Raw genomic sequence first — 22,616 nt, 5'->3', positions numbered from 1 at the left:
GCCGTGTACGTCTACAGCCGCCACCACTCGCGGCTCCGGTAGACAAAAGGGCCGGGGCCGGTACCCGCGCGTCGGGTACCGGCCCCGTCACCTCAGGAATCCGCGCCCGGCAGGCCGCCGCGGATCTCGCGGGCGGCGGCGACCAGGTTCTCCAGGGCGGCCCGCACCTCGGGCCAGCCGCGGGTCTTCAGACCGCAGTCGGGGTTGACCCACAGCCGCTCGGCGGGGATGGCGTCAAGTCCCTTGCGCAGCAAGGCCGTTGCCTCGTCAACGCTCGGTACGCGCGGGGAGTGGATGTCATAGACCCCCGGCCCCACCTCGCGCGGATAGCCGGCGGTGGCGAGCTCCCCGGCGACCTGCATATGGGAGCGGGCCGCCTCCAGGCTGATCACATCGGCATCGAGATCGTCGATGGCCCGGAGGATGTCGCCGAACTCCGCGTAGCACATATGGGTGTGGATCTGGGTGTCCGGACGCACCCCGCCGGTGGTGAGGCGGAACGCCTCGGTGGCCCAGGCCAGATACTCCGCATGGCCGTCGGCGCGCAGCGGCAGCGTCTCGCGCAGCGCCGGCTCATCGACCTGGATCACCGAACTCCCCGCGTTCTCAAGGTCGTTCACCTCGTCGCGCAGGGCGAGCGCCACCTGGCGGGCGGTGTCGCCGAGCGGCTGGTCGTCGCGGACGAAGGACCAGGCGAGCATGGTGACCGGGCCGGTGAGCATGCCCTTGACCGGCCGGTCGGTGAGCGACTGGGCGTAGCGGGTCCAGCGCACCGTCATCGGCTCGGGACGGGAGATGTCCCCGGCCAGGATCGGCGGCCGGACGTAGCGGGTGCCGTAGGACTGCACCCAGCCGTGCTGGGTGGCGAGATAGCCGGTCAGCTGCTCGGCGAAGTACTGGACCATGTCGTTGCGCTCCGGCTCACCGTGCACCAGCACATCGATACCGGCCTTCTCCTGGAAGGCGAGGACCTCGCGGATCTCGGCCGAGATCCGCTCCTCGTACGCCGCGGTGCCGATCCGCCCGGCCCGCAGATCGGCGCGGGCGGTCCGCAGTTCGGCCGTCTGCGGGAAGGAGCCGATGGTGGTGGTCGGCAGCAGCGGCAGCCCCAGATGCGCGCGCTGGGCGACGGACCGCTCGGCGTACGGCCGGGAGCGGCGGCCGTCGGCGTCGGTGACGGCCGCGGCACGGGCACGTACCGCCGGGTCATGGGTCAGCGCGGATTCGGCGCGGGACGCCAAGTCGGCGCGATTGGCGGTGAGTTCGGCCGCGATGCTGTCGGTCCCCTGCGCCAGCCCGCGCGCCAGTGTGACGATCTCCGTGGTCTTCTGCCGGGCGAAGGACAGCCAGCGGGCGACCTGCGGGTCGATCTCGCGCTCGGCGGTGGCGTCCAGCGGGACATGCAGCAGCGAGCAGGACGACGACACATCGACCCGGTCGGCGAGGCCGAGCAGCGTGCCCAGGGTGGCCAGCGACCGCTCGAAGTTGTTGATCCACACATTGCGGCCGTTGACGACACCGGCGACCAGCCGCTTTCCGGGCAGCCCGCCGACCGCCGCGAGATCCCCGAGGTTGGCGGCCGCGGCACCGGTGAAGTCCAGCGCCAGTCCGTCGACCGGCGCCTTGGCCAGCACCGGCAGCGCCTCGCCCAGACGGTCGAAGTACGAGGCGATCAGCAGCCGCGGGCGGTCGGTGAGCCCACCGAGGTCACGGTAGGCGCGGGCCGCGGCGTTCAGCACGGCGGGGGAGCGGTCCTGCACCAGCGCCGGCTCGTCCAGCTGCGCCCAGTCGGCGCCGGCCGCCCGCAGATCAGCGAGCACCTCGGCGTAGACGGGCAGCAGCCGGTCGAGCAGCGTCAGCGGATCGAAGCCGGCCGCGACGCCGGGCGCGGGCTTGGCCAGCAGGAGGTAGCTGACCGGCCCGACCAGCACCGGCCGCGCGGCCAGACCGAGCTCCTGCGCCTCCGTCAGCTCGCCGACCTGCTTGGCGGAGTCCGCGGCAAAGACCGTGTCCGTCCCCAACTCCGGTACGAGATAGTGGTAGTTGGTGTCGAACCACTTGGTCATCTCCAGCGGCGCCACCTCCTGCGTGCCGCGGGCCATCGCGAAGTAGCCGTCAATGGGGCATCCCCTGCTCGAGCGAAGCCGAGAGCTTGGGGAATGGTCGGCGGCGACCGCGGCACGGTGCCGGGCCGGGATCGCGCCGACCATCACGCTGGTGTCCAGGACATGGTCGTAATACGAGAAGTCGCCGGTCGGCACCTCGGTGATACCGGCCTCGGCGAGCTGCCGCCAATTGCCGCGGCGCAGTTCGGCGGCGGTGCTCCGGAGGGCATCGGCGCTGACGCGGCCCTTCCAGTAGCCCTCGATGGCCTTCTTCAGTTCGCGGTGCTGCCCCTGCCGGGGGTAGCCGTGCACGGTGGCCCGTACGGCCGCGGCTGCGGATGTGCTGGTCACGGAACTCTCCTTCGCGAGCGTGTCTCCATGTGACCTCGGGACGGGTCAAGGACGCGAAGGACGGCAAACCGGGCGGAACACGGTGCGCTCTCGCCGCCCGTGCCGCCTGATGTGTCCGCCGACCCGCCCTCGAGGTCACCGAGATCGCCCCGCGCACCGGTCGCGCGGGGGCACTGGCAGGTCTTCGGACTCGCGGGCACATCCGCCAAGGGCGGACACCTACTGGCCGTCGCTTCCCGGACCCGGCCGGATCCAGTGCGTATGACGGCGGTCGTTCCCACTCACCGCTGCGGGGCAGTCCCGGATTTCCACCGGGTTCCCTCTTACGACGCGCCTACCCGGATGGCAGGGCGAACCAGTTGCACCGGCCAGCCTAGGCCCTCACCTGTGACGTGGTCACCCGCGACGGCACGTCTTGCGTTGGAGAGTGCTCCAGCTCCTAGCGTCAGTGCACGAGCTGAGCGAAGGAAACGAAGGGAACGCCTTGCGCTACACACTGTTCGGCAAGACCGGCCTGCGGGTGAGTGAGCTGAGCCTGGGTGCCATGACCATCGGCGATGAATGGGGCTGGGGCGCCGCCAGGGACACCAGCGCCCGGATCCTGGACGTCTACGCGGACGCGGGCGGCAACTTCATCGACACCGCCAACAACTACACCGACGGCGCCTCGGAGCGGATCCTGGGGGAGCTGCTCGAAGGCCGCCGGGACAGCTTCGTCCTGGCCAGCAAGTACACCTGCGCGACCCGCAAGGGCGATGTGAACGCGGCGGGCAACCACCGCAAGAATCTGGTCCGGTCGGTGGAGGCGAGCCTTGCGCGGCTGCGCACCGACCACCTCGATGTGCTGTGGGTGCACGCCCGGGACAACTTCACCCCGGTCGAGGAGGTCATGCGGGCGCTCGACGACCTGGTGCGCTCCGGCAAGGTGCTCTACCTCGGTGTCTCCGACTGGCCGGCCTGGGAGATCGCGCAGGCCAACACCCTCGCCGAGCTGCGCGGCCAGACCGCGTTCGCGGGCTCGCAGCTGCGCTACAACCTGCTGGAGCGGACGCCGGAGCGCGAACTGCTCCCGCAGGCCCGCGCCTTCGACCTCGCGGTGCTGGCCTGGGCCCCGCTCGCGGCCGGCAAGCTCACCGGCAAGTACCGCCGCGGCGAGCCGGGCCGGCTGGACAGGGTCGACGGGAACACCCGGGACCACAACGAGGAGGAGACCGTCACCGCGGTCCTGGAGATCGCCGAACAGGGCGGCTGGAGCCCGGCGCAGGTGGCGCTGGCCTGGCTGCGGAGCCGGCCCGGCAACATCATCCCGATCATCGGCGCCACCAAGGAGAGCCAGCTCGTCGACAACCTCGCCGCCGTCGATGTCGAGCTGGACGCCGACGCGCTCGCGCGGCTCGACCGCTCCAGCGCGGTGGAGCTGGGTTTCCCGCACGACTTCCTGCGCGAGCCGGGCGTCACCGAGAACGTCTACGGCGACCGCTGGGCCGACATCGAGGACCGGCGCTCCACCTACCGCCGTACGGCGAACGAGATCCGCTGACCCGCGGACGGCCGGCGCCGTGTACGCCGAACGCCGCCGCCCGGATGGCCGGGTGGCGGCGCCTGCGGTCTAGTGAGGTGGGCGGCCCGCCAGGGACGGCGCTGGTGCCGTTCCGTTCCGTAGGGGGCGGGTGGACGGCCGGACCGAAGGAGACGTACGCCGATGAGGAAGACCGCCGCAACGCTCGTCGCCGCGGCCACGGTCGCCGTGATCACCACGGCGGTCGGCGGCTGCTCGGACAACGGTGGCGGCTCCGCGCCGTCGAAGCCGCCGACCCCCACCCCCACCCGCACGAGTGCCGCGCCGTCGGCGTCCCCGTCCGCCGCGGCGTGGACGGTCACGGCCCGCTCCGGTCCCCTCGGCACGATCCTGGTGGACGGTCGGGGCCGGACGCTCTACCTCTTCGAGGCGGACAGGACCAGCAGGTCGACCTGTTACGGCGGGTGTGCGAAGGAGTGGCCGCCGATGCTGGTGACCCACGCGCCGAAGGCCGCCGGCGGGGTGCGCAGCGACCTGCTGGGCACCACCACCCGCGACGACGGCACCAAGGAAGTCACCTACAACCACCACCCCCTCTACTACTTCGACGACGACAAGAAGCCGGGGGACACCCACGGCCAGGGCATCGACGATTCCGGCGGCAAGTGGTTCGTCCTCGACATCAACGGCAACAAGATCGTGAAGGCCCCGCGGAGCGCCACACCGAGCAGCACTCCCAGTACCGGCGGTGGCTACTGACATGCCCCGTCCGCCTCGCCACCGCCCCCGCGGCCCCGGCCCCGTGCGCCTCGCCGTGGCCGTCTCGGCCGTCTTCCTGGCGGCGCTGACCGGCTGCTCGGGCGGCAACGGAGGAACCGCCCCCTCGCGCTCCCACACCCCCACCACCGCGGGCCCCGGCGCCGCTTCACCCGCCGGTGCGCGCATCACCATCAAGGACTTCACGTTCAAGCCGGCCGCCCTGACCGTCCGGCCCGGCGCCAGGGTCACCGTGGTCAACCAGGACTCCGTGACACACGACGTGACGGCCACCGGCCCCAAGGCCTTCCGCAGCGGCAGCATCGGGCCGGGCAGGACCGTCACCTTCACCGCCCCCGCCCAGCCCGGCCGTTACCGCTACATCTGCACGATCCACCCGTACATGAAGGGCTCGCTCACCGTCCGCTGACCCGTACGCCCGCATACCGCTGCCCGCCGCGGCGCTTGGAGAAGCCGTGCCACCAGAGAACTCCGTACCGGCGCACGGGCGGGCCGGCCGGGTCGCCCGCGGCGTCGCACGGCTGCTGGCGGCGGCCGGCCTGGCCGTGGACGCCTATGTCCACGCTCATCTCGCCGGCCAGTACGACGAGGTCACGGCGACCCTCAGCCAGGGCATGCTCTTCCGCGTCGAGGCCGCGCTGGCCGCGCTCGCCGCCCTGCTCGTCCTGGTCTGGCGCCGGCCGGCGGCCGACACCTTCGCCTGGCTCGTGGCGACGGGCGGACTCGCGCTGCTGCTGCTCTACACCTACGTGGACGTCGGCCGGCTGGGACCGGTGCCGAACATGTACGAACCGACCTTGACCGGCGACAAGAAACTCACCGTCCTCGCCCAGGCCGTCGCCATCCTGGCCACCGTCTTCCTGCTGCTCACCCGCCGCCGGGAGCCTCGCAGACGACGCCGATGAGCATCCGCCACCCGCTTAGCTGTGCAGCGCGCTGCGCTGCTGCCACTGCGGCCAGCTCTCCTGCCAGACCTCCAGGCCGTTGCCCACATCGGTCTTGTTGGGGTTGCTGGTGTTCTTCACCTCGACCGTGGAGCCGATCGTCAGGAAGTCGTAGGCCTTCTTGGCGTCCGAGGTGGTCATGCCGAAGCAGCCGTGGCTGTTGTTGACCACACCGATCGACTTGTTCCACGGGGCGGAGTGCAAAAACGTCCCGGACGCCGTCAGGTGGGTGACCCACTTCGAGTCCAGCATCCACTCGCTGCCATGACCGATGGTGGCGGAGTCCATCGTCTCGGCCGCGTTCTTGCTGCGTACGGTGTGCACACCGCCGCGGGTCGGGTCCTGCGGGGAGCCCGCGGAGCCGGTGATGGTGCCGACGTTCTTGCCGTTCTCATACATCGTCAGGGTGTGCGAGGGCACATCGATGACGGCCTTGTGGTCGGCGCCGATGCTGAAGCCGAAGTTGTAGTCCCGGGCGAACCAGCCGCCCTCGGTGCCGGAGTTGATCCCGGACAGCGCGCCGTTCACGGAGACCTTGGTGCCGGTGGGCCAGTAGTCCTTGGGGCGCCAGTCGATCCGGTCCTTGCCGGAGTAATCCTTGACCCAGCCCCAGGCGCCGGTGACCTTCGGCTGGGTGGTGACCTTCAGCGCCTTCTCGATTTCCGCGCGCCGGTCCTTGGCTATCGGGTGGTCGAAGAGGATCGATATCGGCATTCCGGTGCCGACGGTCTGCCCGCCGCCCGGGGTATTCGTGAGCTTGTTGACCTTGTCGGCCTGCTCCGTGGTGAACTCCGAAGTGCTGGAGGATTCCTTGCCCTGCGTCGACTTCGCCTTGGTCCGCACGGTGTAGGTGGTCTGCGGCCTGACCTTGCCGTCCGACGTCCATGACGTGCCGTCACCGGCGAGCCGCCCGGTGACCTTGCCGCCCTTGTCGTCCTTGACCTCGACCGAGGTGAGCTTTCCGCCGTCGGCCCGCACGGATATCGCCGAGCCGNCTCGACCGAGGTGAGCTTTCCGCCGTCGGCCCGCACGGATATCGCCGAGCCGAGTTTGACCGATTTGCTGTTGGCGGCCGGGGTGACGGTCACCTTGGCCGCGGGCTGGTCCGCGTTCGACGATGTGGCGCCTGCCCCGCATGCGGTCAGCAGTCCGGCCGCCCCTACCAGGGCGGGTATGAACCGTGCGGGGTGACGACGGGGTGCGGCGTGCACGAGGGTCCCTCCAAAGCAGAACAACTGACAGTGGCGGGGCCAGGCCCAGTGAGGGCGTAACCGTCAAAGACTGCCAATGCACCCGCCGCATATGCAGAGGGTGTGTCTGCTCAGGTGGTTGTCCGGCACACCGGATAATTAGGAAACAGTTCGATATCGGCGCCACGGAAAAGCGGTGCGTGGCCCTCCGGTTGCTGCCCGTTCCGTGCTCGTACGGACCGCGTATCAGGTGGCCGGGGCCGTCTCGCTGCTGCCCGGGGTCTTCTCACCGCCGCCGGGTGACCCGCCACCAGGTGACCCGCCGCTACCGGGCGACCCGCCGCTCTGTGACCCGCCGCCAGATTTCTCGCCGCCGCCCGGCGTCGACCCGCCGGTGGTCTTGGACCCTCCGGTGGTGGCCTTGGACCCACCGGTGGTGGAGCCGGGCGGTTCGGTCGACCCGCCGGTTTTGCTGGACCCTCCGGTGGTTTCCGACGGAGACCCGGTGTTGGTCGTGCCGGACGTGCCCGTCTTCGAGGACGAGCTGCCGGAGGGCCCGGTGGAGCTCGTACCGGACGCGCTGGAGGTGTCCGTCCCTGAGGACGAGGTGCCGGAGGGCTTGCCGGAGCTCACATCGGGCGGGGGTGTGTCTCTGTAGGGCGGGGGCTGGGACGACGCCGGCCCGCTGGGGGTCTGGGCGGGCGGGGCCGTCGGGGTGTCCTTCTCGGAGCCCTTGGGGCCCTCGGGGCGTTTGAACCACGCGCCCGTCTGCGGGTTGCGCAGGGTGAACTCCTTCACCTTGGCCGGCGCGGGCAGGACGGCGATCGAGTTGGAGGGCTGGTACCCCGGCCACGTCTGGCCGCGTGTACGCGTTCCCTTCTGGAATTCCTTAGGCTCCGTCAGGGGGTTTCCGCACTTGCAGCGCACCCGTGGCAGTCCCTGCGGGTCGACCATCACCGCGGTGCCGGCCTGCAGCACCGACTGGTATTCGTAGGACCTGCCGTCCTTGAAGCCGTGGTTGGTGACCCGGGTGTCGTAGCTCAGCCGTACGGGCGTCAGCGTCTTCAGATAGGACGGGACCGCCTCCGGTGCTTTGCCCAGGACGCCGGCGAACGCCCGGTTCTTGACAGGCTCGCTCTTCAGGTAACTGATCTGCTTGTCGACGTCACAGCTCGCGGTTTTCTGGGAACCGCCGTAGAGACCGGCCTCCGAGCCATGGAATGCGCTCCTCGTGCCGCCGGACTTTCGGGGCGTGGCGGACGGGGACGGGGTGGACTCGTTCGCCGTCGACTGGGTGAACGGGTGCTCGCCGGTCGAGCCGGTCGGTTCGGCGAACACCTCGGCGGTGGCGGCGCCGTTCGGCCGGGTGAGGACGACGGTCAGGAGCACGGCCACGACGATGGCGCCCGCGATGATCGCGACCCGCCATGCGGACTGCCACCAGGGCCCGCCGTCCCCGGCTCCACCGCCTCCGCCACCGCCCCGCCCTCCGGGCCCACTGGGCGGCCCGGGCGGTCCCGGTCGGGAGGGTTTCGGCTGCCGTCGCCACGGCCTGGCGCCCCCCTGTGTGGGCTCGTACGAGGGGCGGCCGGACGGGGGACCGGAGAGCGGGCCTGTCGGAGGCCCGGTCGGGTGGCTGTCCGGCGGTCGTGGAGATGTCACTAGTCCCTCCTCGGGCGCGCGATGAGCCATCCGGAGATACGAGATTCGCCCTATTTGTCTATGTCTTAGAACATTGTGTGCCGCGGTCCGGCACTGTCCGCAAGCGGGGCGACATGCGACGTGCTTACGGTGGTGCGGGCATTCGTGACATATCGACCGTTCCCCTGCGACCCGCCCCGCTAGGAGAAAACAGATGCCAGGCCCCGCGTCCACCGGTCCTCCGGGCCCGGTACATGCCCCAGGCGTACCTCCCGCCGTACGGGCCTGGGCGGAAGCGCTCGGTACGGCCGTGGCGGGCATCGTCACCATGATCGTGGTCGCCACACTCGGGCTGTGGGCGGCCGGTGCGGCGGACCTGCCCGGCGGGGCCTTCCCCTCGGTCGTCGCGGCCGCCGTCCTCATCGCCGCGGGCGGCTCGGTCGGCCTGTCCGGCGACGTCGGGGCCCTCGCGCAGGCCGATGTGGCCGTCGATGTCGTACCGCTGTCGGTCACGCTCGCCGGCGCCCTGGTGACCGCCGCCGTTTTCCTGCTGCCGCTGCGTCACCGGGCGGTGGCCGGCACCCGGGAGCTGCTCGGCCGGATCGCCCGGACGGCGGTGTGCTGGCTGGTGCTCCTGCTGCTCCTCACGTTCGCCGCCCGGCACAGCTTCACGATCTCGGTCGGCAACGACCTCGCCGATGAACTCGGCGCCGAACTGGGCACCACACCCACCGTCGGCTTCCGCGCCGATGTGCCGGCGACGCTCGGCCTCGGGCTGCTGTGGGTGCTGGCGGTGCTCGCGCTGACCTTCATCATCGCGCGCCGGGCGCCGCTCTCCTCGCGGCTGCTGCACTTCCAGGACTCGGTACGGCCGCCCGCCTTCGCGATGCTGCTGACGCTGCTCACCTACGTGGCGATCGGGCTGGTCGTCGGCATCGTCGAGCTGATCGTCAAAGGGCGCCCGGCCGAGACCCTCGCGGTGATCTTCCTCGGGCTGCCGAACCTGGTCTGGATGGCGCTGGGCATCGGCACCGGCGGCGGCTGGGTGGGCCATGTCGACAAAGCCATCGGACTGCCGATGCCGCACGTCCTGGACCAGGTGCTGCGCACCCACGGACAGCGGACCCTCGACCTCGGCTCGATCGCCGAACACGACGGCCGGGTCTGGCTGCTGGTGCCGCTGGCGGCCGTGGTGCTGCTCGCCGCCGCCTTCACCGCGGCGGTCCGCTCCCCGGCCCGCCTGCCGGCCTGGCGGCACGCCCTGGAGATGGCCGTGGCGCTGGCGCTCACCCTGCTGGTCGTCGGACTGCTCACCGGGATCTCCGCCCGCTACGGGATGTCGCTGATCGGCGTCGGTGACCTCGGCGGCAACCTGGGCGGCGAGGTCTCCCTGCAACCGCAACTCCTCCGGCTGGTGGGCGTGGGCGCCGCATGGGGCCTGGTCACCGGCTTCCTCGGCAGCCTCCTGGCGCGCGGCGTACAGCACCGGGGCGAGGTACCAGAGCCGTAGGGCCTGTCTTCAAAGTCCCGTAGGCCGGTGCTACTCCCCGCGCCCCGGAAACATCGGAGCCGCCCAGCGTGGCGGCGGCGGGGGAGCCCGGCCGCTCTGGTCCACATGGGCGTCCACCTGCGTCGGGGGATGCATCTGCGCCTGGGCGGCGGGCGCCGCCGCCCCGGGGGTCGAGGTCCGCCCGGCCGCGCGCAGCGCCGTCACAAAGCCCCGGCAGGTCTCGTAGCGGTCTTCGGGCGCTTTGGCCAGGGACCGGGCGAGCACCGTGTCGACGGCCGGCGGCAGATCGGGCCGCAGCCGGGTCAGGGCCGGCGGCGGATCGTACTGATGCGCCCACAGCAGCGCCATGTCGTCATCGCGCCGGAACGGCGGCGCCCCGGACAGCATCTCGAAGAGGACGCAGGCCAGGCTGTAGACATCGCACCGGCCGTCCACCGGGCGGCCCGAGATCTGCTCGGGCGCCACATAGTCCAGCGTGCCGACGAACTGGCCGCGACTGGTGAATCCGGTCAGCGACAGCGACTTCTTCGTCAGCCCGAAGTCCGTCAAATAGGCATGCTCGGGGCGGTCGCTGTCGGTGCCCTCGGCGATCAGGATGTTGCCCGGTTTGACGTCCCGGTGCACAAGGTCGTGCGCATGCGCGGCGTCCAGCGCGGAGGCCACCTGGAGGGCGATCCGGCAGGCGGTCTCCAGGGACAGCGGGCCGTCGCGGTCGAGCAGCGCCCGCAGATCCCGCCCCTCGACGTACCGCATCGCGATGTAGAGCACGCCCTCGGTCTCACCGGCCTCGAAGACCGGCACGATATGCGGATGGTCGATCGCCGCGGCCACCCGTGACTCGTGGGCGAAGCGCTTGCGGAAGGTGTCGTTACGGGCGAGCTCGGGTGCCAGCAGCTTCAGCGCCACGGTACGGCCGAGCCGCAGATCTTCCGCCCGGTAGACCACCGCCATCCCGCCCCGGCCGATCTCGTCCTCCAGCAGATATTCGGCGATCCGGCGTCCGCACAGCTTGGAGGAGTCGGGGGCGGTGGAGCGCTCCCGGCTGCGGCCGGGCTCGTCCCGTGCGCCGTTCACTGGAGGTCACCCCGCGGGGGCGGGCCCGGCGCGGGCTGCGCCGCCGGGTCCGGCAGCGGCGAGGGCGGCGGCGGTGACTCCGGCTGCCACACTTCTCCCGAGCCGGTCGACGACGGCCCCGAACCCACCGCGTACGTCTGCAACGACACCCCGTCGCAGTAACACCACCGCTCGTGCCGTGCGTCGTACAGCCAGACCGCGTCGCCGTCCACGACCACCCCCAGCCGGGTGCCGCGGGTGCGCTGGGTGAAGGACTCGCCGTCGAGCTGCCCGGCGGCCAGCTCCTCGACCAGCTGCCGGTAGCGGCCCAGTTCGCCCTCCACCGCGCCCAGCAGCGGCCGGGGGTCCGCCGTGCGGGCGGCGGGCTGACCGGCGGCCGGCGGGTCGCGCGGTACGGGCATCAGCAGCCGGCCGTCGACCCATGCCGACCAGCCGTTGGAGCACAGCGCCAGCGCCCAGTCACCGCGGCGGTCGACGACCTGGACGGGCAGCAGCGGATCGAGCGGCGCGCTGGGCAGGGTCGCGTCCGGGGCCGACCATGTCGCCATACCCTCCGGTGGGACGACATGGCTGGGGAGGAACTCGGGCGCGGTCACAGGCGGCTCCTCGGTGCTACTTGCGCATGATTTCGGGCTCGTGCCGCCGCAGCAGCTTGGCGACCACGAATCCGAGGATCAGCGAAAGCACGACCATCATGCCCATGTTGAGCAGCCAGATCCCCGGCGAGTGCCGGAACAGCGGGTCGGAGGTGAGCCCCTGCGGTACGAGCCGGTGCAGGTCGATGGTGCCCGCCATGGCACCGAGCCCCCACCGGGACGGCACCAGCCACGCCAGCTGCTCCAGGCCGGGCGTGCCGTGCAGTTGGAGCAGCGCACCGCAGAACACGACCTGCACGATCGCGAGGAGGACCAGCAGCGGCATGGTGACCTCCTCCTTCCGCACCAGCGCGGACACGAGCAGGCCGAGCATCATGGCGGTGAACGCCAACAGCGCGACGGCAAGGGTGATTTCGATCAGTGGTGGCATCAACACACCTTTGCCGCCCGGTGCGTTCAGTTTGACGCCGGTCAGCCCCACCATGGTCAGCACGACGGCCTGGACGATCGTGATCAGCCCCAGCACCAGCACCTTGGACATCAGATACGCCGAGCGGGACAGGCCGACGGCTCTCTCCCGCTGATAGATCGTCCGTTCCTTGACCAGCTCACGTACCGCGTTGGCGGCACCCGTCAGCACCGCGCCGACGCACAGGATCAGCAGCGCGTTGAGCGCGGTGTCCCCGGTGAGGCTGGAGCCGGCCAGGGCATGTGCCATCGCGCCCATCACGAACGGCAGCGCGACCATGATGACCAGGAAGGTCCGGTCGGCGGTCAGCGCCGCCGCATACCGCCGCACCAGTGTGTGCAGCTGCGCGCCCCAGCTCTGCGCCTTGGGCGCGGCCACCGGACCCTGTGGCGGCTCCGGGGCGTGCGGGGGCTGGTGGGAGTCCATGGCGATATAGCGCCGGTGCAGCGGCGAGGCGCGGTACTCGCCCGCCCAGTCCCGGCCCTTGTCGTTCTCGAAGGCCTCGAACGCCTCCGGCCACTGCGTGAACCCGAAGTACGGCAGCGCATCCTGCGGCGGCCCGTAGTAGGCGATCGTCCCGCCCGGCGCCAGGACCAGCAGCCGGTCGCAGACATCCAGGCTCAGCACGCTGTGGGTGACGACGATGACCGTGCGGCCGTCGTCCGCCAGACCGCGCAGCATATGCATGACCGAGCGGTCCATGCCCGGGTCGAGACCGGAGGTCGGCTCGTCGAGGAAGAGCAGCGACGGCTTCGTCAGCAGCTCCAGGGCCACGCTCACGCGCTTGCGCTGGCCGCCCGAGAGGCTGTGGATCGGCTGGTCCACCCGCTGGTCGAGGCCCAGTTCATGAATCACCTCGTCGACCCGCGCCTGCCGCTCGGCCTTCGCGGTGTCCTCGGGGAAGCGCAGCTCCGCCGCGTAACCGAGCGCCCGGCGCACGGTCAGCTGCAGATGCAGGATGTCGTCCTGCGGTACGAGTCCGATGCGCTGCCGCAGCTCGGCGTAGTCGCGGTAGAGGTCACGGCCGTCGTAGAGCACCGAGCCCTCGTCCGCGGGGCGCAGCCCGGTCAGCGCGTTGAGCAGCGTCGACTTGCCGGCGCCGCTCGGTCCGACCACGGCGAGCAGCGACTTCTCGCCCACCGGGAAGGACACCCGGTCCAGCAGCGTCTTGTTGCCGTGGTCGACGCGTACGGCCAGGTCCTGTACGTCCAGCGACACCTCGCCGGTATCGATGAACTCCTGGAGTTCGTCGCCGACCAGGGCGAACGCGGAGTGGCCGATGCCGACGATGTCGCCGGGGATCATCGGGGCGCGGTCCACCGGCCGGCCGTTGACATAGGTGCCGTTGTGGCTGCCCAGGTCGACGATTTCGAAGCCCTCGGGGCCGGCGCGCAGCTCCGCGTGCCGGCGGGAGACCGAGAGGTCGTCGACGACCAGGTCGTTGTCGGACGCGCGGCCGATACGGGTGGTGCGGGCGGCCGGCAGCGGCCGTACCGAACTGGGCCGGCGGAAGGTACGGGTGCCGGCGGGGTGCGAGACGCCGGACGGCCGGTCCACCCGGGACGGCCGGGGCACTTGGGAGAGCACCGCGCACGGCCCGTCGGCGGGGTTGCCGAACCGGATCACGCTGCCCGGCCCGACACCGGACTCCTGTACCCGCCGGCCGTCGGCGAAGGTGCCGTTCGTACTGCCCTCGTCCTCCACCGTCCAGTGGCCGGCCTTGGCCCGCAGTACCGCGTGATGCCAGGAAACCCTGGCATCGCTCAGCACCAGCTCGCTCTCGGGGTCCCGCCCCACGTGATAGACGCGGCCGGGGCTCATCACCTGGGTACCGCCGTCGGACTCGACGACGAGCTCAGGCGCGGTGGACGCATCCGGCCACTCAGCCATACCAGAATTTTACGGCGGCGGGCCGGGCCCCGCCTGTTCACCCAGCGTCGCCGCGGCACACAAAACCCCTACTCAAAACGGTATTTCGGGGCATGATCCCCTTTATGCGAGCGAACACGACGCGTTACTCGCGAGAAACGACACAGGTCAACTAAGGTGAGCGCTCCGATTAGCTCCCCTCTGCAAATTCCATGGAAAATGCCGGACTTTGTTGCGCTGATCGAAGGAAGTCCTGTCGAACCAGGATGCAGAGTGCAGCGCAGGGCTACGTGGTATCGGCAACACCGCTAAACGTCGGCTTTGTAAGACCCAGCCGGCCCGTCTGTCATCCGGGACACGACGGTGCCGGTCCCTTCTTATTCACCTACCTCGTGAAGGCAAGGCAGAGATGGCACGAGTCTCCCGACAAAACCCTCAGCAGTTCCCCGGCCAGAGGGCTCACCCCGTCGACGAGGTCCTCCCCGTCGGCAAGCTCACGCTCTACGGTTTCCAGCACGTCCTCGCCTTCTACGCGGGAGCGGTGATCGTCCCGATCATCCTCGGGAACGCCCTGGGTCTCTCCCGCGAGGAGCTCGTCTATCTGATCAACGCGGACCTGCTCACCTGCGGTATCGCCTCGATCATCCAGGCCCTCGGCGTCTGGAAGATCGGCGCCAGGCTGCCGCTGGTCCAGGGCGCCACCTTCACCGCGGTCTCGCCGATGATCGCCATCGGCCTGGGCGCGGGCGGTGGCACCGCCGGGCTGCTCGTCGTCTACGGCGCCGTGATCACCGCAGGCATAGCGACCTTCCTCTTCGCGCCCTTCTTCAGCAAGCTGGTGAAGTACTTCCCGCCGATCGTCATCGGCACGATCCTCACCATCATCGGCCTCACCCTGATCCCGCAGGGGCTCCAGGACGCGGCCGGCGGTGCGCAGTTGATCGGGCACCCCGAATACGGCGATCCCAAGAACCTCGGATACGCACTGGGCACCCTGCTGTTCATCCTGGCCGTCGTCCGGCTCGGGAAGTCGTACCTGAGCAGCCTCGCCGTACTTCTCGGCCTGGTCGTCGGTACCGCGGTCGCCTGGTTCCTGGGCGATGCGGACTTCGGTGCGGTCAAGAATGCCGACTGGTTCGGCGTCAGCACGCCCTTCCACTACGGAATGCCGAAGTTCGAGCTGTTCCCGATCATCGCCATGGTCGTCGTCATGCTGATCACGATGGTGGAGACCACCGGAGACGTCTACGCCATCGGGGAGATCACCCGTAAGAAGGTCGACAACACCACCGTCGCCAACGCGCTGCGCGCCGACGGTGTCGCCACCGTCCTCGGTGGAGTGTTCAACTCCTTCCCCTACGTGGCTTTTGCCGAAAACATCGGCCTGGTACGTATGTCGAAGGTGATGAGCCGGTTCGTGGTGGTCGCGGCCGGCGGCTTCATGATTGTCATGGGGCTGCTGCCCAAGGCGGGCAGTGTGGTGGCCGCGATTCCGCACCCGGTGCTCGGTGGCGCCGCGATCGCGATGTTCGGAATGGTCGCCGCGGTCGGCATCCAGATCCTGGGCAAGGCGGATCTGCGCGAGGAGCGCAACGCCCTGATCCTGGCCGTCAGCCTCGCCGCCGCGCTGCTGCCCAACGCGATCGCGCCGTTCTTCGAGCGGATGCCGGAGGACGTCCGGGCGGTCCTCAACAGCGGTATCACGCTGGGCAGTTTGACCGCCGTCCTGCTGAACCTCTTCTTCAACGTCTTCACGCGCCGTACGTCGATGGAGATCGACTGGGACGAGATCGAGAACGACGAGCCGGAGGAGGCTCACCGGCCGATGGGTGCGCACGAGCCGCTCGGGACGCACGCGCCGGCGGACCCGTACGCTCCGCAGGGCCCGCACCGTCCGCAGGGCGCCTACGACCCGCAGGGTCCGCAGCATCCGCAGGCCCCGCACCATCCGCAGGGCCCGCACAACCCGCAGGGCCCGCCCTGGGGGACCCCCACCCACTGAGCCCGCCAACGGGCCGCGGGCGGGGAGGGAACCGTTTCCAGGTCCCTCCCCGCCCGCTTTCGCATCCGGCCCCGCCGGTCCCGTCAGTGGGTCGGCACGGTGTTGAACGGCGGCGCCTCGCCCGCCTCGCCGATCAGCTCCCAGAAGTGGTCGGCCAGCCTGCGCAGATACGCCGAGCGCTCGGCCGCGACCTCCTTGAGCCGGGAGTCGTCGTTGCGCGCCACCACATGCCCCATGTAGCGCTCGGAGAACTCCGCGAACTCCGCATGCATCGTGCGCAGTGCGTCGCTCACCCGGGTCTTGTTCAGTGTGGTGATCCCGGCGACCGGGCCGACGTGCGTCTTCCAGCGCCCGTCGATCGCCGACCGCAGATGCCCGGCCAGTTCGTCGTCCCGGCCCATCACCCCGATCAGCTTCCGCAACGACAGCCCCAGAGCCTCCACCAGCGCCTTGGTCTGCCGGTAGTCACCGTTCCACTGCTGTGCCGACTCGGCCGCCCAGTACATGGCCGGGTCCATGCCGATCAGCTGCGCCAGCCGCTCCACGCTCATCTGGCGGGCCATCCGGTGTTCGGCGAGCGTCCGCGGCTCGACGCCCATCAGCACGGTCGGCGGGCACCACAGGACATCGGCCAGAACGAACAGCTGAGGCTCGGTCGGCACCTGGGACCCGTACTCCCAGGCCTCGATCAGCTCAGGGCGGACCGGCGCGCCGCACGCGGTCATGGACTGGGCGACCTGGGCCGTGCTCAGGCCTACCCGGGCCCGCGCGGATCTGGCCTCGGCGGGTGAGAAGGGAGTGCTGTACACGTTCGGTACACCTCGCTGCACCCGGCGATGGAGGGGTGCTTGGGGGGCTGGGAGATGGAGGAACCTCCAGGGGCGGGCAGATTAACAGATGGTCGATAGGTACGAATCTCCAGTTCCCCTTCGAGTCCAAGGTGTCGGTCCGTCAGGCGGATACGCGCGGGAGATGTGCACTATCTGTCCTATTTCATGCTTCAACTCGCTTACTGGGTATAGCCGATGCCCGGGTGCTTACCGGGCGGTAGCGGTACAGGAAATCGCTCGGACGGCGGGACGTAATGAGAGCGTTACGCAGATGAAGGTGTGGTGTCACAGTGATCGTCGAGGCTGGCGTTGCCGACCGGCCCCGCCGAGCGGGGCCGGGCGACTGCACACCCGACATCCGGTCCTCCCCCCACAATCCGATCAGGATGGGACCCTTCATATGCGATCAGTGCTGGAACGCGCCCGCGCGTTCCAAGGCTTGGAGCCTGCCTTAGCGGCCGTGTGTTTGCGCGCCCTCGTCCGTACCGCGGAGAGACGGACCCGAAGAGCGATCGGGGCGCCACGGCGTTTCTGCATGTCATGCATCTGACACCGGCGTGAACGCCGGCTGAAGGTCCGGGGTCTGCCGCTGTTCTCGCGGCGACCGGACCCGCTTTCGCATGTCTCCTTGCACGAAAGGACATTCCCAGGTGCTCACTTCGCACCACTCACACTCCCAGGGCTCACCCACGGCCCTGCTCGACACCGTGGACGACACCGCCCACACCGACCCCGCCGACCACTCCCGCAGCGGCGGGCATGTGCTGGTGGTCGGCGCTCCGGGACCGCGCCTGGAGCGACTGACCCGGAACCTGCGCTCCACCGGCCACGCGGTGAGCCATGCCCCGCCCGGTGAGATCGACCGGCGGATGGGGCAGGCACACCCGGACGCCATCGTCGCGCTCGACGAACACGGCGACCACGGTGAAGGCGGTGAGAGCGGCCTCGATGTCATCCGCGAGGTCCGCACCGTCCCCGCCGGGCGGGCGCTGCCGCTGCTCATGGTCACCGCCTCCCCGGAGCCCGCCGGAGTGGTGGACATGCTGCGCCAGGGGGCCGACGACTGCATACCGGAAGCCTCCGATCCGGTCGAGCTGTCCGCCCGTATCGAGGCCAAGCTCCGCCGGGTCCCCGTACCGGTGGAGAACCTGCTGCGCGATCCGCGCACCGGCCTGTACTCCCAGCCGCACTTCCTGGACGAACTCGACCGCGAACTCCAACGCCCCGAAGCCGCCCGGCACGGCGGTGTGCTCGCCGTGGTCGGCGTGGCCGAGATGGCCGCGCTGGAGGCCCGGCTCGGGCAGCGGGTGCGACGGGAGGTCGCCGAGCGGCTGGCCGGCGTGGCGGAGCGGCTGGGCAGCTTCTGCGACCGGCTCGGCTGGGACGAGGACGGCCATCTGCTGATGCTGCTGCCCGGCGTCGACGAGGAGACCGCCCGCCGCGGGCTGGAGAAGTTCGCCGCGACCGTGGCCGGCACCCGGTTCATCGTCGCCGACGAGAACGTCCGCCTCACCCCGGCGATCGGCTGGCTGCCGCTTGCCGAATGCGCGGACGGTACCCAGGGCACAGGCCGGGCCCGGGACGCCGTACAAGAAGCGCTCCGGCACCGGGATCTGCGCCCGGTCCGCTACGCGCCATGGATGCGCGGCGCACCGCACCGCCATCGGCGCCCCCCGCTCAGCGCGCTGATCCGCCCCGCCCTCTCGGCGCTCTCCCCGGTCCTGGCGCTGCTGCTCGGTGTCGCCGTGCCGTTCGCGCTCTACCAGCAGACGTACCAGCTGGGCTGGGATTTGGGCTCCGCCATGTACTGGGTGGTGGTGGCCGGACTGGTGCTGTCCGCACTGCTGATCGTCCTGGAGTGCCTGTTCTCGCTCGACGCCCCGTCCCGGCCAAAGACACCCGGCGCGCCGTATCCGCCGGCCAGCGCCGTCATCGCCGCCTATCTGCCCAATGAGGCCGCGACGATCGTCGAAACGGTCGAGTCGTTCCTCCGCCTCGACTACCCCAACGAGCTGGAGATCGTGCTGGCGTACAACACGCCGCACCCGCTGCCCGTCGAGGACACCCTCCGCGAGATCGCGGCCCGTGACCCGCGGCTGGTTCTGCTGCCGGTCGCCGGCTCCACCTCCAAGGCGCAGAACGTCAACGCTGCGGTCACCCGCGTCCGCGGCGAGTTCGTCGGCATCTTCGACGCCGACCACCACCCCGCCCCGACCGCCTTCAAGGACGCCTGGCACTGGCTGTCCAACGGCCATGACGTCGTCCAGGGCCACTGCGTGATACGCAACGGCGAGAGCTCCCGGGTCGCCGAGCTGGTGGCCGTGGAGTTCGAGGCGATCTACGCGGTCAGCCACCCGGGCCGCACCCGGCTGTACGGATTCGGGGTGTTCGGCGGCTCCAACGGCTTCTGGCGCACGGACCTGCTCGCCCGTACCCGGATGCACGGTTCGATGCTGACCGAGGACATCGACTCGACGCTGCGCGCACTGGGCGAGGGCGCCCGGTTCGCCGTCGACCGCACCCTCATCTCCCGCGAGCTGGCGCCCACCACCTTGAAGGCGCTGTGGAACCAGCGCTCCCGCTGGGCACAGGGCTGGCTCCAGGTCTCCCTCAAACACCTGTGGCGGGGCCTGCGCTCCCCGGTCTTCACCGCCCGTCAGAAGCTGGGCCTTCTCGTCCTGTTGGGCTGGCGGGAGGTGCAGCCGTGGCTGACGCTGCAGATCCTGCCCATCCTGCTGTACTCGGCGTGGAAGGCCGGCGGTCTGCAACGGCTCGACTGGGCGGTGCCGGTGTGCGTGCTGGCGATGCTGTTCACCATGGCCGCAGGTCCCGTGCAGGCGCTCTTCGCCTGGCGGCTGGCGGTCCCCGAACTGCGCACCCGCAGCCGCTGGTTCTGGTCGTACTTCTTCGTCTCGACCTTCTTCTACAGCCACTTCAAGAACATGGTGGCCCGACAGGCCCATCTGAAGGAGGCGCTGGGGGACCGGCAGTGGCGGGTCACCCCCCGGGCCGCCACGAAGGCGGTGGCCCGCCGATGAGCACCGACGCCGCCCCGGCCCGCAGCCGGGCCAGTGACATCGACGGCTTCCGCGGGCTCGCCGCGCTGAGCACCGTCGCCTACCACGTCTGGCAGCAGTACTTCCGCTACGACGGGCACGGCAGCCACCCGCCCGTCGACAACCCCGTGCTGGGCGCGGTCTTCTCCCTGGAGGTCATCGACCTGTTCTTCGTGCTGTCCGCGTATCTGCTGACGCTGTCCTACGCACGGGCCGCCATCGACGGGCGCTCGACCCGGCCGGCCCGGCAGTTCCTCTTCCGGCGGGCGATCCGGATCCTGCCGCTGTACGTCCTGGCGGTCCTGGTCGTCTGGGCGAGCCGCAATCCGAGCCTGCCGGGCAACTGGCGGGACCTGGTCGAGCACCTCACCTTCACCCATGTCTTCGACCAGCAGCGGATCTTCTACACCCTGGGCCCGACCTGGTCCCTCTCGCTGGAGGTGCTGTTCTACCTCGTGCTGGTGGCGCTGGGGCCGCTGGCGGTACGCGCCTGCCGTCCGCTGCGGCGGCGCGGCAGCAGGGTGGCGGTGTGCGCGGCGGGGTGTCTGTTCCTGTACGCCGCGCCGCTCGCGTGGATCGCCGTGGCGCACTACGGGTTCGGGGTGCCGCACACCGACTGGGTGGTGTATTTCGGTCCGCAGGCCCGCTTCGGCGGCTTCGCGGCCGGGATGGGGCTGGCCGTGCTGACGGCCGCCCTCGGTGACCGGGGCCGGCTCGGCTCGCGCAGTGCGCTGCCGCTGGCCGCGCTCGCGCTGGCCGGGCTGTTCGCGCTCTCCCTGCTCTCCGCGCCGGAGAACTTCTCGTTCACCTTCTACCACCCGCTCGCCGCGGTCCTGTGGGTCGTACTGATCTTCAGCACGGTCCATGTCCGTCAACGGACCTTCTGGCACGGCCTGTTGACGGCCCGCTGGCTGACCGCCCTCGGGCTGATCAGCTACAGCCTGTTCATCTGGCACGAGCCGGTGATGCTCCAGCTCCACAAGGCCGGTGTGCTGCCCGCCGGCCAGTCGGGCTTCCCGCTGGCCCTGCTGATCGTGTTCCTGGCCGCGATACCCGCGGCGGCGGCCAGCTACTGGATCATCGAATACCCGGCAAGTCTGCTCGGCCGCCTCAAGGACAACCGCGGACGGCCGCGCGAGTTCTATCCGGAACCCGCCGTCCGCTGACCGGCGTCCCTCGACGCCGGTTGCGGGACCCTTCGCCGGAGATCGGGGCTGCGCGCCCCGGTCTCCGGCGAAGACCTTGTCGAGGTGGTAGTCGAGGGTGCGCCGGACATCCTTCAGCGTGCGGCGCTGGTCCAGCACATCGCCGCCCATTCCCACCGCGCCGGAGACCAGCAGATCGGCCTCCCGCCACGGGTCGATACCGGGGGCGGTCCGCCCGCCGGCCTGCGCCGCGGCGATCAGGTCCGCGACCAGCCGCTCCAAGGGCTGGCCGCCGCTCAGAAAGACCTCGGCGAGCGCGGGATCGGTCAGGCTGCGGGCGTAGTAGGCGGCGAACACCCGTAGCGCGGTGGCTCGTTGGTCGTCCACCGGCAAAAGCTCCTCCAGGACCGCGCGCAGCAGCGCCCGGGGATCCGCGGGGTCGTATGCGATACGGGAGCGGGCGATCCGCTCGTTCTCCTCATGGAGCATGTGCAGCGCGGCGGCCAGGAGCTGGTGCTTGCTCTCGAAGTGGTGCTGGACGGTGCGCAGCGACCCCCCCGGCCCCGGCCGCGACCTCCCGCAGGCTCGCCGTATGCAGCCCCCGCTCGTCGGCGATGCGCCACAGGGCCTCGGCGATCTGCCGGCGCTTGCGCATGTGGGCGCCGGTGGCCACCGGCCGCTCGGCCGCCGGGGGCCGCCCATCTCGCGCTCGTCGCCATGGGCGTACTGCTGACGGCCTGGTCACACACCCGGGCGAAGGCGCTCGGCCGACGGAAGTGACGCATCCGGCGCCTTGTGTGTGTCCCTCTGTCACATCGCTCCGCCGCGGCGTGTCATAGCGATGACGGACCTCTTCCGTCGATTGCAGCGAATGACACCGAACGACATCGAGCGACCGAGGAGTGCGCCATGAGTGAAGGCCTGGAAACCATCACCTATCCCGTGAAGGACCTCGCGGCGGCCAAGGCCCTGTTCAGCAAGCTGCTGGGCGTGGAGCCGTATATGGACGAGCCCTATTACGTCGGATTCCGGGCCGGGGGAGTGGATCTCGGCCTGGACCCCAACGGTCACCGCAAGGGCCTGACCGGCCCGGTCGGCTACTGGCGCGTCGAGGACATCGAGCGCAGCCTCAAGCAGCTGACGGACGCGGGCGCGGAGACGGTCCAGGAGGTCCAGGACGTCGGTGGCGGCAAGCGGATCGCCTCCGTGAAGGACGCGGACGGCAATCCCATCGGCCTCGTCCAGGCGCCATAAGAGCACCCGGCACGCCGGCCCCTCAGCCGTCGAGCAGCTCCAGATCGAGCCGCTCGATGCGCCCGGGGTCGGCGAGCAGCTCGATCGCGACGACCTTGCCGTGCCGGATCGTGAAGCCGAAGACGACGCGGGGCTTGCCGTCCGGGGCCCAGACGAGGCCCGCAAAGCCATCGATGAGGGCCGGCTGTGCGGCCTTGGCGCGCCCCGCGAAGGTCTCGGCCACCGCCGCCGCGCCGCGCGCCGCGCTCGCTCCCGCCAGCGCGGCCGCGGCGTCGGTGCGCAGC

The 22,616-nt window shown here is 70.5% G+C and carries 17 protein-coding genes, 3 pseudogenes and 1 riboswitch; of the genes and pseudogenes, 10 read left to right on the top strand and 10 right to left on the bottom strand.

From position 1 onward, the window contains the following. Window positions 1-92: 92 nt before the first annotated feature. Window positions 93-2,456, bottom strand: a complete 2,364-nt coding sequence (metE, locus tag DY245_RS26980; RefSeq protein ID WP_128509822.1) for a 5-methyltetrahydropteroyltriglutamate--homocysteine S-methyltransferase — start codon at window positions 2,454-2,456, stop codon at window positions 93-95. A gap of 172 nt (window positions 2,457-2,628) precedes the next feature. Further along, window positions 2,629-2,816, bottom strand: a riboswitch (cobalamin riboswitch). Window positions 2,817-2,940: 124 nt separating this feature from the next. On the opposite strand from metE, the gene DY245_RS26975 reads away from it, so the two are divergent. From DY245_RS26975 to DY245_RS26960, 4 genes are all read left to right on the top strand, one after another. Then, window positions 2,941-3,996, top strand: coding sequence for an aldo/keto reductase (locus DY245_RS26975; protein WP_128509821.1), 1,056 nt, complete (start codon window positions 2,941-2,943; stop codon window positions 3,994-3,996). Window positions 3,997-4,158: 162 nt separating this feature from the next. After that, window positions 4,159-4,734: a COG4315 family predicted lipoprotein gene (locus tag DY245_RS26970; protein ID WP_128509820.1), complete on the top strand. Its 576-nt coding sequence runs from the start codon at window positions 4,159-4,161 to the stop codon at window positions 4,732-4,734. Between the two features lies 1 nt (window position 4,735). Further along, window positions 4,736-5,161: a cupredoxin domain-containing protein gene (locus DY245_RS26965; protein WP_128509819.1), complete on the top strand. Its 426-nt coding sequence runs from the start codon at window positions 4,736-4,738 to the stop codon at window positions 5,159-5,161. 46 nt (window positions 5,162-5,207) lie between these two features. Beyond that, entirely contained in the window at window positions 5,208-5,657 is a 450-nt protein-coding gene (locus tag DY245_RS26960) for a hypothetical protein (RefSeq protein ID WP_128509818.1), read from the top strand. 15 nt (window positions 5,658-5,672) lie between these two features. On the opposite strand, the gene DY245_RS26955 is transcribed toward DY245_RS26960, so the two are convergent. The 3 genes and pseudogenes from DY245_RS26955 to DY245_RS44690 all read right to left on the bottom strand — a co-directional run bounded on the left by DY245_RS26955 (window position 5,673) and on the right by DY245_RS44690 (window position 8,275). Further along, window positions 5,673-6,674 carry a L,D-transpeptidase gene (locus DY245_RS26955; protein ID WP_244943288.1) on the bottom strand — a complete coding sequence of 334 codons (1,002 nt, stop codon included), beginning with the start codon at window positions 6,672-6,674 and terminating at the stop codon, window positions 5,673-5,675. A gap of 17 nt (window positions 6,675-6,691) precedes the next feature. Then, window positions 6,692-6,907 (bottom strand): annotated as a pseudogene (locus DY245_RS46810) (hypothetical protein); the annotation flags it as partial. 225 nt (window positions 6,908-7,132) lie between these two features. Further along, a complete protein-coding gene (locus DY245_RS44690) occupies window positions 7,133-8,275 on the bottom strand; it encodes a DUF6777 domain-containing protein (RefSeq protein ID WP_181923882.1) in 1,143 nt (380 codons plus the stop codon). Between the two features lie 466 nt (window positions 8,276-8,741). Between DY245_RS44690 and DY245_RS26940 the strand changes: the two genes are divergently transcribed. After that, window positions 8,742-10,037: a streptophobe family protein gene (locus DY245_RS26940; RefSeq protein WP_128509815.1), complete on the top strand. Its 1,296-nt coding sequence runs from the start codon at window positions 8,742-8,744 to the stop codon at window positions 10,035-10,037. Between the two features lie 30 nt (window positions 10,038-10,067). On the opposite strand, the gene DY245_RS26935 is transcribed toward DY245_RS26940, so the two are convergent. Genes DY245_RS26935 through DY245_RS26925 form a run of 3 tightly spaced genes read right to left on the bottom strand, consistent with a single transcriptional unit; the run spans window position 10,068 to window position 14,066 of the window. Beyond that, window positions 10,068-11,111 (bottom strand): serine/threonine-protein kinase, encoded by a 1,044-nt coding sequence (locus DY245_RS26935; protein ID WP_128509814.1) that lies wholly within the window; start codon window positions 11,109-11,111, stop codon window positions 10,068-10,070. Continuing rightward, a complete protein-coding gene (locus tag DY245_RS26930; protein WP_244943287.1) occupies window positions 11,108-11,707 on the bottom strand; it encodes a hypothetical protein in 600 nt (199 codons plus the stop codon). The genes DY245_RS26935 and DY245_RS26930 overlap by 4 nt, the downstream gene beginning before the upstream one ends. A gap of 16 nt (window positions 11,708-11,723) precedes the next feature. Further along, window positions 11,724-14,066 (bottom strand): ABC transporter ATP-binding protein/permease, encoded by a 2,343-nt coding sequence (locus tag DY245_RS26925; protein ID WP_128509813.1) that lies wholly within the window; start codon window positions 14,064-14,066, stop codon window positions 11,724-11,726. A 388-nt stretch (window positions 14,067-14,454) separates the two neighbouring features. Here DY245_RS26925 and DY245_RS26920 point away from each other — a divergent pair, with 388 nt between their 5' ends. Further along, entirely contained in the window at window positions 14,455-16,047 is a 1,593-nt protein-coding gene (locus tag DY245_RS26920; protein ID WP_128509812.1) for a nucleobase:cation symporter-2 family protein, read from the top strand. 83 nt (window positions 16,048-16,130) lie between these two features. On the opposite strand, the gene DY245_RS26915 is transcribed toward DY245_RS26920, so the two are convergent. Continuing rightward, on the bottom strand, window positions 16,131-16,856 hold the full coding sequence (locus DY245_RS26915; protein ID WP_244943286.1) for a transcriptional regulator: 726 nt from the start codon (window positions 16,854-16,856) through the stop codon (window positions 16,131-16,133). Window positions 16,857-17,527: 671 nt separating this feature from the next. On the opposite strand from DY245_RS26915, the gene DY245_RS26910 reads away from it, so the two are divergent. Both DY245_RS26910 and DY245_RS26905 read left to right on the top strand, forming a co-directional pair. After that, a complete protein-coding gene (locus DY245_RS26910) occupies window positions 17,528-19,915 on the top strand; it encodes a glycosyltransferase (RefSeq protein WP_128509811.1) in 2,388 nt (795 codons plus the stop codon). Continuing rightward, window positions 19,912-21,099, top strand: a complete 1,188-nt coding sequence (locus DY245_RS26905) for an acyltransferase family protein (RefSeq protein ID WP_244943285.1) — start codon at window positions 19,912-19,914, stop codon at window positions 21,097-21,099. The genes DY245_RS26910 and DY245_RS26905 overlap by 4 nt, the downstream gene beginning before the upstream one ends. A 129-nt stretch (window positions 21,100-21,228) precedes the next feature. Here DY245_RS26905 and DY245_RS46805 read toward each other — a convergent pair. After that, window positions 21,229-21,567 (bottom strand): annotated as a pseudogene (locus DY245_RS46805) (TetR family transcriptional regulator C-terminal domain-containing protein); the annotation flags it as partial. Between the two features lie 52 nt (window positions 21,568-21,619). Here DY245_RS46805 and DY245_RS46800 point away from each other — a divergent pair. Together DY245_RS46800 and DY245_RS26895 are read left to right on the top strand one after the other, a co-directional pair. After that, window positions 21,620-21,811, top strand: a complete 192-nt coding sequence (locus tag DY245_RS46800; RefSeq protein ID WP_244943284.1) for a hypothetical protein — start codon at window positions 21,620-21,622, stop codon at window positions 21,809-21,811. Between the two features lie 176 nt (window positions 21,812-21,987). Further along, on the top strand, window positions 21,988-22,332 hold the full coding sequence (locus DY245_RS26895; protein WP_128509809.1) for a VOC family protein: 345 nt from the start codon (window positions 21,988-21,990) through the stop codon (window positions 22,330-22,332). Window positions 22,333-22,354: 22 nt separating this feature from the next. On the opposite strand, the pseudogene DY245_RS26890 reads toward DY245_RS26895, so the two are convergent. Next, window positions 22,355-22,616, bottom strand: a pseudogene (locus DY245_RS26890) (RNA polymerase subunit sigma-70); the annotation flags it as partial.

It is taken from the genome of Streptomyces inhibens (genome assembly GCF_003389455.1).
Taxonomy (GTDB): Bacteria; Actinomycetota; Actinomycetes; order Streptomycetales; family Streptomycetaceae; genus Streptomyces; species Streptomyces inhibens.
This window is presented reverse-complemented; position numbering and strand designations above follow the sequence as displayed.

What these genes read in the sequence shown, in the direction of transcription:
- DY245_RS26920 (WP_128509812.1), top strand. Translation starts at nt 14,455, where the DNA reads ATGGCACGAGTCTCCCGACAAAACCCTCAGCAGTTCCCCGGCCAGAGG.
- DY245_RS26905 (WP_244943285.1), top strand. Translation starts at nt 19,912, where the DNA reads ATGAGCACCGACGCCGCCCCGGCCCGCAGCCGGGCCAGTGACATCGAC.
- DY245_RS26970 (WP_128509820.1), top strand. Translation starts at nt 4,159, where the DNA reads ATGAGGAAGACCGCCGCAACGCTCGTCGCCGCGGCCACGGTCGCCGTG.
- DY245_RS26895 (WP_128509809.1), top strand. Translation starts at nt 21,988, where the DNA reads ATGAGTGAAGGCCTGGAAACCATCACCTATCCCGTGAAGGACCTCGCG.
- DY245_RS26925 (WP_128509813.1), bottom strand. Translation starts at nt 14,066, where the DNA reads ATGGCTGAGTGGCCGGATGCGTCCACCGCGCCTGAGCTCGTCGTCGAG.
- DY245_RS26965 (WP_128509819.1), top strand. Translation starts at nt 4,736, where the DNA reads ATGCCCCGTCCGCCTCGCCACCGCCCCCGCGGCCCCGGCCCCGTGCGC.
- DY245_RS26940 (WP_128509815.1), top strand. Translation starts at nt 8,742, where the DNA reads ATGCCAGGCCCCGCGTCCACCGGTCCTCCGGGCCCGGTACATGCCCCA.